This is a genomic window from Nitrospirillum amazonense (assembly GCF_007828035.1).
GTDB classification, from domain to species: domain Bacteria; phylum Pseudomonadota; class Alphaproteobacteria; order Azospirillales; family Azospirillaceae; genus Nitrospirillum; species Nitrospirillum amazonense.
The window spans coordinates 265,740-278,281 of record NZ_VITV01000009.1 but is presented as its reverse complement, the minus strand read 5'-3'; the positions used below and the strand labels follow the sequence as shown (position 1 = coordinate 278,281).

The 12,542-nt window shown below is 58.7% G+C and carries 10 protein-coding genes and 2 pseudogenes; 3 read left to right on the top strand and 9 right to left on the bottom strand.

Features of this window, described 5'->3' with window-relative positions; all coding sequences use genetic code 11:
* Nucleotides 1-89 precede the first annotated feature (89 nt).
* The 3 genes and pseudogenes from FBZ87_RS22985 to FBZ87_RS22975 all read left to right on the top strand — a co-directional run.
* Nucleotides 90-738: pseudogene (locus tag FBZ87_RS22985) on the top strand (helix-turn-helix domain-containing protein); the annotation flags it as partial.
* A 12-nt stretch (nt 739-750) separates the two neighbouring features.
* Nucleotides 751-1,201 (top strand): annotated as a pseudogene (locus FBZ87_RS30240) (transposase); the annotation flags it as partial.
* A gap of 326 nt (nt 1,202-1,527) precedes the next feature.
* A complete protein-coding gene (locus FBZ87_RS22975) occupies nt 1,528-2,433 on the top strand; it encodes a Stf0 family sulfotransferase (protein WP_145612917.1) in 906 nt (301 codons plus the stop codon).
* 207 nt (nt 2,434-2,640) lie between these two features.
* On the opposite strand, the gene FBZ87_RS22970 is transcribed toward FBZ87_RS22975, so the two are convergent.
* From FBZ87_RS22970 to FBZ87_RS22930, 9 genes are all read right to left on the bottom strand, one after another.
* Nucleotides 2,641-3,441 (bottom strand): glycosyltransferase family 2 protein, encoded by an 801-nt coding sequence (locus tag FBZ87_RS22970; protein WP_145612916.1) that lies wholly within the window; start codon nt 3,439-3,441, stop codon nt 2,641-2,643.
* Between the two features lie 4 nt (nt 3,442-3,445).
* Nucleotides 3,446-3,958 carry a GtrA family protein gene (locus tag FBZ87_RS22965; protein WP_145612915.1) on the bottom strand — a complete coding sequence of 171 codons (513 nt, stop codon included), beginning with the start codon at nt 3,956-3,958 and terminating at the stop codon, nt 3,446-3,448.
* On the bottom strand, nt 3,955-4,794 hold the full coding sequence (locus tag FBZ87_RS22960) for a sugar phosphate isomerase/epimerase family protein (protein ID WP_145612914.1): 840 nt from the start codon (nt 4,792-4,794) through the stop codon (nt 3,955-3,957). The genes FBZ87_RS22965 and FBZ87_RS22960 overlap by 4 nt, the downstream gene beginning before the upstream one ends.
* Nucleotides 4,791-5,738: an NAD-dependent epimerase/dehydratase family protein gene (locus tag FBZ87_RS22955; RefSeq protein WP_145612913.1), complete on the bottom strand. Its 948-nt coding sequence runs from the start codon at nt 5,736-5,738 to the stop codon at nt 4,791-4,793. Before FBZ87_RS22955 ends, FBZ87_RS22960 begins: the two co-directional genes overlap by 4 nt.
* A 191-nt stretch (nt 5,739-5,929) precedes the next feature.
* A complete protein-coding gene (locus tag FBZ87_RS22950; protein WP_145612912.1) occupies nt 5,930-6,901 on the bottom strand; it encodes a glycosyltransferase family protein in 972 nt (323 codons plus the stop codon).
* Nucleotides 6,902-6,913: 12 nt separating this feature from the next.
* Entirely contained in the window at nt 6,914-8,029 is a 1,116-nt protein-coding gene (locus FBZ87_RS22945; protein WP_145612911.1) for an NAD(P)/FAD-dependent oxidoreductase, read from the bottom strand.
* Between the two features lie 57 nt (nt 8,030-8,086).
* A complete protein-coding gene (locus FBZ87_RS22940) occupies nt 8,087-9,583 on the bottom strand; it encodes a hypothetical protein (protein WP_145612910.1) in 1,497 nt (498 codons plus the stop codon).
* Between the two features lie 263 nt (nt 9,584-9,846).
* Nucleotides 9,847-11,298 carry a M20/M25/M40 family metallo-hydrolase gene (locus FBZ87_RS22935; RefSeq protein ID WP_145612909.1) on the bottom strand — a complete coding sequence of 484 codons (1,452 nt, stop codon included), beginning with the start codon at nt 11,296-11,298 and terminating at the stop codon, nt 9,847-9,849.
* A 77-nt stretch (nt 11,299-11,375) separates the two neighbouring features.
* The gene (locus FBZ87_RS22930) at nt 11,376-12,491 is read right to left on the bottom strand and encodes a phosphatidylinositol-specific phospholipase C1-like protein (RefSeq protein WP_145612908.1); all 1,116 of its coding nucleotides are present in this window, start codon (nt 12,489-12,491) and stop codon (nt 11,376-11,378) included.
* Between the last annotated feature and the right edge of the window lie 51 nt (nt 12,492-12,542).

The following is a 12,542-nucleotide window of genomic DNA, read 5'->3' as shown; positions in this document are numbered from 1 at the left end:
TCCATGAGCAATCGGTCAGGCAAAGGCTCGCCCGCATCGCCGCCCGCCGGTCAGCGCCGAAAAAGGCAAAAACGCGGTGATCCGCTGACGCTTACGTGGCGACGGCCTTCGGTACGACAGCGAAGACCGTCAGGAAATGGGTTGGTCGGTATCAGGCTATGGGCCTGCCCGGCCTGGAGGATCGATCCTCCAGGCCGCATCGGCTGCGCAAGCCCACACCGCCAGCCGTGGTGGAACAGATCATCGCCTCGCGTCGTCAGCGCCTGGTCGGCAAGCAGATCGCCCAGGAAGCTGGGGTCTCCCGCTCAACGGTCAGCCGTATTCTTCGGGCGGCAAAACTCAGCCGCGCCAAAGACCTTCAGCCGCAAGAACCGATCATCCGCTATGAGCGCGAGACGCCCGGCGACCTTATCCATCTGGACATCAAGAAGTTGGGCCGCTTCGAGAAAGTCGGCCATCGTATCACCGGTGACCGCACGGGCCAGAGCAACAGCCGAGGCGTCGGCTGGGAGTTCGTCCACGTCTGTATCGATGACGCATCACGCCTGGCCTTCAGCCAGATCATGCAGGACGAGACAGCCCATAGCTCCGTCCCGTTCCTGAAGGCCGCAGTCGCCTACTACGCCAGCCTGGCTCCACCGATACAACTGGCATCGACCACACGGCAGCTTAAAATCATTGCCGCCCATCAGCCGTATCGGCCTCGATAGGGACAACCTAATGAGGCTCCACATCTAGCCCGTACCGATGCCGCCCACCATGGCCGACCAACTCGAGCCGTCGCGGTGGGCGGCACATCCGACCGGCGAGGGCACCAAAGGCCTCCGCCTCTACGACTGGGCCCGCTTCCCACTCTCCTGGGCGCATGCCCCGGAATTCGAGCGATGGGTGCTGATCCGGCGCAATCGTCAAGCCCCAGATCAACGCGCCTATTACTTCGCCTTCGCGCCAAAGGGGTACGTCGCTTGCCGAGCTGGCGGCCGCCGCCGGCTTGCGCTGGACCATCGAGGAATGCTTCCAGCGCGCCAAAGATGATCTGGGCCTCGATCACTGCGAGGCGCGTTCGTGGCATGGATGGCACCGCCACATGACCCTCTGCATGGGCGCGGCCGGCTTCCTCGCCCAACTCGCCGCCGATCTGTGCCGATCCGCTTGGAGCAAACCGAACGAAACGAGTCCGGCGCCGGCAATCGCCGCCTGACTGCCCCCCGGCGCTCCTACCGTCCGCTGCAGAGATCCGCTGCCTGCTGGCCAGAACCATACTCGCATCGCCTGCACAACGCTATTCACCATGGCCTGGTCGTACTGGCGAAGACGGCAACAACTCAGCGCCGCTCTCGCCCATTACAAACGGCGAAAAACACAACTGTAGTACTAGGCGACGGCTTATCCAATAGGTGTATGTCTTAATATGTAGCCAGATTTGCAAATGAACAGAAAAGCGTAATAGGTGTCTATTTAAAATTACTTTGCCTCTTGCTAGCCTTTCGCCAAAGTGACATAAAAAGATTTTTGTAAGAGGCCGTCATGGTGAGTGAATTAAAGTTATGCGAGCCCTATAAGGCTGTTTTTTGTGATAATAGCACTATTAATCTTGAAACAATAATGAGGCTTAAAAAGCGGTATAAATTGTACATAATATTTATTATTGCTCGATCTGGCAGTACATGGCTAACAGAACTTGCAAAAAATTCAAATGTGTTGGGTGTCCCGCAGGAGTGGTTCAATGAGGGATGGATCCAGACAGAAGATCGTGCGTTGGGGTGTTCACCGCCTAAAATAGTCGGGCTCCGTGATATCAACACTTATGCACAGTGGTTAGCTCGGAGCTCTGCTTCTCCTTGTCGGGTCGTAGGCGTGCAATTAAGCTACTATCAGCTGCTGGCTATGCAGCAGCTTGCAAGAGTTCCCTCCAGCGCATTCCGAGACATCACGTTCTTCTACCTGCGACGAAAGAACATTATTGCTCAAGGAATATCACTTTACAAAAGCGCGTCCAGCGGAGTTTTTCACAGCTATCAAAGTACTGACCACAGTGACGCATATTTGTCCAAAGTTGCTTATGACCCTGACCGGATCAAGGAAACGATCATGGGGCTGTTGACCTGCGAAAGTGGGTTCGAGAAGCACTTCAGCGATCATGACATGACACCCAAGCGCTTCTTTTACGAAGACCTGATGGCGAATCCGCTGAATGTGTTGAACTGGATGGACCGGACGATCACGGGAGTGCTCCATCCCCGGATAAGGACTTTGCCGGCCACCACGGTCCGTCGCCTTTCCAATGCCGGCAGCCTGGCGTGGGAGCAGCAATTCCAGACAGAGTTTCCCGACTTTTGCCGAGAAGTGGACGCACGGCGGTCATCGCTCGACAGCGGTGACGTGAGCGGTCCGCTTGTGGCAGGGCACCTTCCAATTTCCCTGGCCGGATAAAACCCGAAGTCCGGTAGAGCAACCCGCCATGTTTGGCTGGCCGCGTGCTCATGCAGGGCCTGCCCCCGGGCGTTGGGCACCAAGGGGACATGCCGGTTCGCTCCAGACGCCAACCGGCGATGCGCCGGGCGCTCACCGTAGAGGTCGGTCGGGTGGGGCGGCATGGTGTCGCGTCGGCCGTGGCGTCCGCCCTTTTCCCCACGCGCTTCAGGGGTTGAAGCCTCCCGTGGCGGCGCGCCACAGCTCCTCCAGAATGGAAAGCTTGCCTTTGAAGCCGGCAATTTTGGTCGGTGTCGCCTCTCCCACCGGATAACTGCGGCGGACCGGAATTTCGCAGACGCGAAGGCCCAACTGCCCGGCGCGCGCGGTCAGGTAGAAAAGCAGTTCGTATCGCGAGAAAATATCGCGGAACGGGGCGACCCGAGGGTCCAGTAGATAGCGCCGTGAATAGGCACGAAACCCATTCGTCGTGTCGGTGAACCAGTGGCGTCCCGCGATGCTGAGCAGCGGTGCATGAATCAGCCGATTACCGATCGTCCGTTCCAAGGGCGTGTTCTCCGCCTTCCCTCCCGGAAGGTAGCGAGAGCCTTGGACGTAGTCATACCCTTCATCAAGCTTAGCGCACATGCGCCGAATGGCATCGACGCCGTCCTTGCCGTTGCCGTCCATAGTGATGATGCCGCTGTAACCGTCAGCAAGGCACCAGGAATAGGCCATCCGCAACTGAGCGCTCAGTTTTCCCGGACCGGTTTTCACCAGTACCGCGCGGATGGGCAGCGTGCGGATGAAGTCGGCGGTGAGCGACCCGTCCGTTGAGCCGCCATCGGCCACGATCACGTCGACAGGCGGCAATTCCTCGGCAATCGCCTGCAGCTGCCGGCGGATCCTTCCGCCTTCGTTGATAACCGGGATCACCAGCGCATACCTGTGCCCGCGAGGGCAGAAAAGGTTCACGTCAAACGAGGGGACTTGCCAGCCTTCCTCTTGCCGGCTGGAACGAAATTCCATCGCGCTATTCCCTCAAACTGGATTTGATTCCGGCTCGGCGAAACACCACTAGGCGGCTGAGCAGGTAGTTGACCACGAATGATGCGCCAGCCGCGGCAACGAGCACGGCGAGATTAGCCAAGTGACTGGTTGCCAAGGTATACATGGCCGTAACTAGGCCCAGGCGAACGCACAGGCCAATGAGGGAGGTCATCAGGTAAAGCGATGCCCTTTTGGTCGACAGGCCGTTTCCGCCCTGTCGGGGACGGAATGTCCATAATTCATGGAGAATATAGTTGAAAACCGCGCCTGTCAGCAATCCTGCGGCGGAGCCGACGGTGAGTGACAGCCCGGCAACATTGACGATGATTGAGCCGACCGTGAGATCGACGACCAAGCCACCGCCGATCACCAACGCGAAGCGCATCAGTTCGGGAGATAACAGCGTCGCTGTTCCCGTCGAACCCCTGCCATTGGTGCCTTTTTCCAATGAAATAACGTGGGCATCGGCAGAGGCCGACCGGTCATGATGGCTCAAGGGAGTCCCTCCAAAGTCGCGGCTGCCTTGAGAAGGGCGACGGAGGTGGCGAGCGTTTCCAGCGCGTTTGGCGAGGCCTTCATTTCAATCGAAACCGCCCGATCATAGCCGATAGATTTCAGTGCCGAGAAGACGGCACGCGCGTCTTCTTCATTCATCGGCGCCGGTGCCAAATGCGCGGAGGAAACATGAACGTGCGAGATGTGCGCCGCCGCTTCTTGCGCGAATGACACAACCTGGTCAAAGGCCTGATTCATATAAAGTGCACCAACGTCGAAATTAAAGGTTACAGCCGCGTGACCTATGTGGCGCACGACTTCCAGAGTCTCTTGGAAGGTCGTCATGAAATTGGTGCCATAGGCGGCGGCGTTCGGCTCCAGCGCAATATGGGTCCGTTTGGCCGCAGCTTGGTCGCCGAGGGGCCGGAAAATTTCAGTTACGGCTGCAAGGACCGCATCCTTCGCTAGACCCGGCGGAATGACGCGCTGCTTGGGCGAGCCAAAGACCAAGTTGGCGATGTGGAGTTTGCCTGCTAGTTCAATGGCCCGGACAAGCCCCTGTTCCAGGCGGCGCCGTGCAGCGGGCTCTCCGAACAGATCGGCGCCCTCGATGCCGAACAGCAGCGATTGCATGGAAACCAGCTGCAGCCCGAAGTGGTCGAGTTCCCTTAGGCGTGCCAGAACGGCCTCCCGAGAGGGAACGAACGGATCAACCTCGTCGGCGAACAACAAGCCTGGGGCGATCTCAAGTCCGGTTATGCCATGATCGCGAAGGATGGCGTAGGCATCCAGGCGCTGCGGATAGGACCACGCAATGTTGGAAACCGCGAGTTTCATGACGCTGCCAGGCTTCTGAAGAAAGTGCTGATGTCGCTCAGAACCGATGCGCGGTCCTGGATGTATCCTCGGCTTCCGCCCAATAAGTCAGCATGGAGGGTCTTCATATCTTCATGATAGGTCGCAGCGTCCGTCCCGCTGAAGGAATGACCGGTCACGAATTGATAGATATCACCGGCACGCAATGGCTCTGGCGCGAGATGTACCACGGGCAGTTCATTTCGGATGACAACACCGATGTCCGACCACAGGCGCGCCAAACCATAATATTGGTAACTGCTATCAGGATTTGTGAAGTTGAGGGCGGTAAAGCCGGCGGTTCTCATCGCGTCAACCAACAGGCCTCGATTCGCGCCGATCAATCGCTCACGCGCGCACCGATACATCGCCAAGCCTTGGTCGAACTCATAAACCGCTTTCAGCAAGCCGACCGCTGCGTGTGGCAGGCGATCGAGCATGTCCTTATAGCGTTCCTGGCTTAGGAAGGAAGGGGCCGGATTCAATATATCGAAGAGGAAGTTTTTTTTCAGGCCGGAGCCAAAGAGCGCGGGTAGGCGCAGGACATGGCACCGCGGGAATAGGGCCGTGCAGGCTTCTTCCAGGAAGCGCCGGTTGCGGCCATAAGCCTTACCTGTTTCGAAGCGGTTGGTGCTTTCATCCAAGCCGACGGGATCGGCGAGAACCGCGATCGTCGAAATAAGGACGAAACGTTCCGCCCGGGCTCGCTCAATATGAGAGAGTAACCGGTAAATGTTTTGGAGGTCGTTTTCCGGGTCCTTATTGGCAGCCCACATCGTAGCAGGGGCCGCGGCGCAGACCAGCACATCAAATTGGCTGCCGTCGAGTTCGGCGATATTCTTGGAATTGAACAGGCCCGCGAAGGTGTGGGCGGCGCCAAGATTTGTTCCAACGAAGCCGGTATGGCCTATAAGCCCGTCCGCCATGGTCCCTCCATTTTAAAATCCGGTTCTGGCCGTGACGGCCTGGCGAGGCACGTAAATTCAATTCCTTGAGGCATGTTCAAGTACCACCCCGACGAGATGGATTGGAACACTCCGCCTTGTCCGATGTGGGGGCGGGCTTGAGTAAGCCTAGCCGTCCATCCTAAGGTGGCATCACGTCCTAAGGACGACGGTTATACGGAATCGGTGAGCACATTTACGCGCTGGTCGTTTACCATAGTCCTGCTGTTCCGTTCTGAAACCACTGCGTATTCCGCAATTCCTCGTCTCTCATCGAGTAGGCGGCCCAGATATTCGCTGATGAAGGCAAGAATAAGGAACAGCAGCATGAACTGGATGGACATGAATAGGACGGTCGTTGTCCAACCTTCCATGACCTTTTCTTTCAAAATATTGATCAAAACGCTGTAGCAGGCGAAGATCAGTGCTATTAAGCTGCCCAGCAAACCAATCCCCGACATCCATCGTAGCGGGCGTGATGAATTGAACACCAGAAGATGGAGGAACTGTCGGCAGGCTTGTGGCAGCGACCTGTCCCGGCGAGCCTCAGCCTTTTGTTCGTAGGCTATGGCTTGGGACGGATAGCCGGTCTTTTGAAGGCGAAGATTGAGCTGGTGATGGGAACGCCCGGTATTGATTACCGCGTTGATCGCCCGCCGGCTTACGCATCTGAAGTCAGTTGCGTTTGCGGGCAACTGATAGTCGATGGACGCCAGCAACGGCGACGCGATGCGCCGGCCCAGGCGATACAGCGGGGAAGGCGCCAGAATGGAAACGCCGACGATAATATCGCTCCCGCGCTGACAGGCGGCCACGGCCTCGGCGATCAATTCAAGGGGATCGGCGGCAAGGTCGAACAACAGAACGAAATCGCCGATCGCATTCTCAACGATGGCGGACCGCGCTACGTCGGAAGGCACCGCGAAGGAAAGTTGAATGAAGCGGATGCAGGGGATATTCGAGAGGATATCCGCAGCTTGGGCATCGGATACCTGCTGGAGCACCGGTCCCTGTATGATCACTAGGATCTCGTAGTCGGAATAGAGGGCATTAAGGGTGCGTTGGACGGCCGCCAACTCATCCTTCAGGGAGGGAATCGGACGGTTGACGACGATGCCTGCGGATACAAAGAGTTCACTTTTCACTGTATGCCCCCCTCAAAGCCCGATGCTGTTGACTTCAATCGCTTTGACAACATCATAAACGTTGTCGATTTTCCCCCCTAGGACGCTATGCAGACCGGGCAACCCATGATTGGGGCGAAACAGAATTGGACGGGAATCATCGGTTTCACTTCGCGGCAAAACAGTCTTCACCTCCCACAGGGACTGGCTGTAGCGGCATTCACTCAGGACTGGGATGTAGCGGGCCGCATCCTTGCGCATGGCCTCCCACGCGCTTGCGCCCGGGCGCGCGTCGAAAAGACGACCCTGGGCACCATCGGCGTCGCCTCCTTCGTCCAGCCACTCATAATGCGGGGTGTACCGCACGTGGCTGACTGAATGCAACCCCAGGGCCGGAAACGGCATCACGGAGAAGAATGGTCCGCACATGACCGTTATCCCAGATTGCCGGATTTCGTCTGGCACCTCGACGATGCACATTTCTGTCATTTCATGTTTCAGCGGAATGGGTGGCGCCCCGGAGTTCGCGAGCAGGAAATTGATATTGGAGTAGGTGCAATTGAAAACGTGGGCAGCGGTCAATTCCTCGGCGGATGAGTCGGTGTTCCGTATGCTGACCGCCAGGGCGCCCGCTTTCTGGCGCACGCCTTCCACCGTGGTCCCCAGGCGAATCTCGACGGAGACGGCATTCAATCGCTGAAGCATCGTGTCGCGAAGCGCTGTAGCGTCAAAGGCATATTCCACGGTGGAAAAGCAGGCTTCAACGAAATGGGGGTTGGTAAGCCGACGCAGCCAGGTCGGGGCCACCTCGCAGGGGGCGCCGATTCGCTCACAGAACTTCTGGAACTGGTAGGCGGACACTTTCCCCAAAGGAGAGCCGATCAAATAAAATTTCTGAAAATCCGAAACAACGCAGTTACTATATTCTTGTATGAATCGTGGAAATGAAATCCTGGACCTCAAAGCCGTCAGGACACTGCGAGGGTAATGGTAGCCATTATGAACGCGTGCCTGATTGTGATAAGAGGCACGGCGCATACAATCTTGCTCCCGTTCTACCAGCAGGACGCGGCGTTTCTTCTTGGCAAAATATTCTGAAATGTACATGCCAAAGAAGCCGCCACCAACAATAATTATATCATAATCCATATCGTATCTCTTCAATATTAGTTGCCTAAATTAAACAATATTCTTTAAATATTGGGCTCAGGCATCATATTTATCTTTTCTGAACAAAAAGAAATATTTAGAAAGATTTATATTTTCGGTGCTGGCAAAAATATACAGGAACGCCACGATCGTTGCTGCCACCAGGAAATAAACGTACCTAAAATCGCATGCGATTCCGATCACCAAATAGCTTCCGGCGAAAGCCAGAGCCGATAACAACATGCAAATAATCACAACGTTGCCTTTGGTGGGGCGCCACAACAGATACGCAATCAGTAGCGCGGCGATGACGGCGTAGAATGTTGGGTTCATGAGCGGGCCGCCAAAATAATGCGTACTGTAATTGTAAAGTGCTTGATCCGACGGACGAGTCCCTTCTTTCAACCCAAGGCTTTGGATCAAATCTATCGGCCCGTAGATTCCGACATGAACTGGTAAGCAATGGCTGGGATCGGTTGGGAACATAAGCCATTTAAAAACTGCAATGCGGTGAGCCGCGTACGCGCGGGGGTGACTTAATATGAGCCCCTGCCAAAGGTTGATTGTTTCGGCAGGGGAGAGATGGGAAAAGCCAGAAATCGCGATCTGGGAGCTATGAGGGTTGAGCGGATTGTCGAGCCGTTCTGCCGTGTAGTTCTGCCGGATCGCGTTCTCGAATTTAGCAATATCCACGCCTCTTTCATTTAGCAGAGGCAAATCGAAATCTTCTTCAAAAGCAATGATTCCAGAGATGTCATATCTGGCAAGAACCATTAGCCCAGCCCCGACTACGCTTTCTTGCCTAACAGCCGTAATACGGATCAGTTCGTTTGATAATGAGCAAGCTCCCAAGGCGAACAACACGGCGCAAAAGCCGAAACTGACGGAACGCCAAGCCTTTTTGGCCGGACCCGTTGGCGCCACCCGCCTGTATTCCTTCAAGCCAATGGCAAGTGCCACGAATAGGATGACGACAAAACCGTTCTGACGCACCAGAGCGGCAAAGGCCGCAAGGATGCACGTAACCTCATATGCAATAAAGCGCCGCCCCTTTAATGGCCCGTCGACGGTTCCAAGCACGGCAAACGCCAAGATGGCGAGGTTGGCAAATAATACATCTTTCCAAACAATGCCTTGATAGACCAAAACGGGGGGGGTGAAGCAAGCCGCTATCGTAAGCACCATCGTAGGCAGCGGGCGCGCCGCACGGCTAATGAGAAGCGCAAGTGCACCGAAGAACAACGCCATGCTGAAGGCGAGGTAAAGCGCGGTTCCCGGCACGACGCTGTCGGCGACTCCCAGCATGGCTGACATAAGTGGCGGATGCATGCTGAGATAAGTCGCTGTCCGTCCTTCGTTTAATTGGACGATGGAATCGTAAGACAACTGGCCTGGCGCGCTAATTGCCAGGATCACCCCCCATAATAGGACGATGACGCCCAACACCAGACTTGAAACCGGGCGCTGGGCTGATTGCCGATCCAGAATGGCGCCATTAATGCTCATCGGATCGACAGTGCCATTTGCCAGTTCGCCTGATTTCAAGAAATTCATTGGAATACGTCTCCGCTAAAGAATTAAATTTTTTGTCTACAGTCGCGCCAATTGCCGAGAATTGATCTTTAAAACAAATTTTCTGATAGATTTCATATTAAGCGTTTGCGGGGATTTGATAGCACCACCCCGACCACCGTGCAAGCGTGGCCGGCGAAGTGAAGGTCGTGTTCAAGCATGCGTAGACTGGGAAGAGATAGAGAGTTGGCCGTGAATAATCACTAAGCTCCTGATCGGGCGTGTAATTATTCACGGATAGCTCCTCACCCCGCGTACTTCTTCACCACGGCGTACAGAAACTCCCGCCCCTCATAGAGCGACCGCACGCGGATGCGTTCGTTCAGGCCGTGCACCCCACTGCCGTCCGGGTCGCGGAACATGCCGCTGAGGCCGTAGGTGGCGATGCCGGCGGCGTTCAGGAAGCGGCCGTCGGTGGCGCCGGTGGACTGGGTGGGCACCACCGGCACGCCCGGCCACATCTTGGCCGCCACCTCCTTGACCGGGTCCAGGACCGTGGGCGTCAGGGCCGGGGGAGGGGAGACTGGGCTGGGTTCGCCCACCGCCGTCACCTTGATGGCGGGATCGTCCAGCACCTTAACCAGGGTCTGGCGCACGTCCTCCAGGGGCTGCCCCGGCAGGATGCGGCAGTTGACGTTGGCCTGGGCGTGCTGGGGCAGGGCGTTGGGCGCGTGGCCGGCATTTACCATGGTGGCGACGCAGGTGGTGCGCAGCGTGCTGTTCCAGCCGGCGTCCTGGCTGATGCGCGCGATGGCTGCCGGGTCGGGGTTGTCCTTGGTGATGGCGGCCATGTCGGCTCCCACCGGCCCGCCGATGACCGGGGACAGGGCGGTGAAATAGGCCTTGGTCACCGGGTTCAGCGCCACCGGGAAGTCGAAGGCCGCCAGCCGGTTCAGGCCCGCCGCCAGGTGATAGATGGCGTTGTCCTTGCTGGGCCGGGAGCTGTGGCCGCCGGGGTTGGTCGTCTCCAGCGTGAAGTCCTGGTAGACCTTCTCCCCCGCCTGGATCTCCAGGGCCAGGTACTTGCCGTCCTTGTCCAGCCTGCCGCCGGCCCCTTCGTTCAGGGCGAATTCGGCGTCCACCGCGTCGCGGTTGTGGGCCAGCAGGTAGGCCACGCCGTCGAAGGTGTCGCTGGTCTCCTCGCCGCAGGTCAGCGCCAGCTTGATGTCGCGCTTGGGCCGGAAGCCTTCCTGGCGCAGGCGGATCAGCAGATCGGCGAAGACGGCGGCCATGGCCTTGTCGTCGCTGCTGCCGCGCCCGTAGAAATAGCCGTTCTCCTCCACCAGGGTGAAGGGATCGCGCTGCCAGTCCTCACGCTTGGCCTCCACCACGTCGATGTGGGCCAACAGCAAAAGCGGCTTGGCCGCCTTGTCCGTGCCGGGAAGCACCGCTGCCAGCGCGCCATCCTTGGGCCGGCCATCCGGCACCAGCACGCGCACATCACTTTTCTTCAAGCCGATGGCGACCAGCCGGTTCGCGATGTTCTGCGCCGCCGTCGTGCAGCTGCCGGCCGACAGCGTGGTGTTGGTTTGCACCAACTGCTGGTACAGGTTGCGGAAGGCCACCCAGTCGGGCCGGGTCAGATCGACCTTAATACCTTCCTGCTTTGCGGCCTCCGCCGCGCCGGCGGCACTTCCCAGGGGAAGGCTCAGCGCCGTGCCCAATGCCAACGCCGCCCATCTGCTCGTCTTCTTCATCGCCTGCCGCTTCCAACGTTTATTGTGCGTGGAAGAATAGAGAAGGGTTTCAGGCGCTGGCAAGCGGCCTCCGGTCCCTACCGGTCCAGCGGCCCCACCCCGCACCCATCGCCCGCCGTCACCGGGTTGCAGCGTGCGACGGCCCCACCCGGCAGGCTGACGGCGAAACCGGTGCCGGCCGGTTCCGAGGCCGGATAGTCCGTGCTGATGATCTGCGCCCCGCTGCCCAGCGCCATGTCGCGGCGGCGGGTGTCGTTGGCCCGCGCTTCCTTGGTGTCGGCATCGGACCGGGTGCGGACCAGGTAACCCTGGCGCACCAGGGCGGTGATGGTGTCGCCCGGGCCATCGTTCATTTCGATGAAGGCGGCGTCGGCATCGCCGGGCTGGGCGTTGGTGAAGGCGACGCGGCCCTTCAGGCCGGGATGGCCTTCCAGGTAACGGGCGGTGACCTTCCTCTGGTCCAGCAGGAAGACGACCTTGCCCCGCGCCGCCTCCAGGCTGGGCCAGCCGCGCGTCCGGATGGCGGCGTTCAGGGTCGCGGCATCGCCCCGCACCCCGTCGGGGGTGATGATCTCACCCGCCTTGAACACCGACAGGATCTCCCGGTCCAGGGCGTCCAGGCTGGCCGGTGTCAGCGCCTCCGGCGTCACGGTGGGGAAGGGCAGGGTCAGCGCCTCCTCCTTGGTCTCGATCAGGATGAAGATGGGAACATGGCCGGGATGGGCCCGCGACCAGGCGCGGATGTCGGCCAGGCACGCGGTGAAGGGCTGGCAGGTGCTGCGGTAGTCCACATCCTCCATGTGCATGACCTTGAAGCCCGGCTTGTCCATGACGTGATCGGGGTCGAACGGCGGGTCGGCCGGCAGGCCGGCCTTCGTCACAAGGCCAGGCCCGGCGGGATGGGCGTAAAGCCCGCCCTTGCTGTCGGCGTAGATGTCCAGTTCCACCTGGCGCACCCCGGCCGACAGCTGCGCCGCGAGGGGCTGGTGGTGGTAATCCAGGGCGGCGTACTGCTGGGGATGGGTTTTCTTCCACAACACCGCCTCGTTGGGCGCGATCCCGGCGTGATAGCTGTTGTGGGTGCCAATGACCTGGATCTGGTTCATGGCGATGGCGTTCTCCGGCGCCCTGGTGGCGCAGGCGGTGAGGCCCAGGACGGCGATGGTCAGGGGCAGCAGACGGGGGAAAGGCATGGGAATGGCGTCCTCGAAAGTTCGGGCCCAGGCTTAACCGCGAATGGTTTC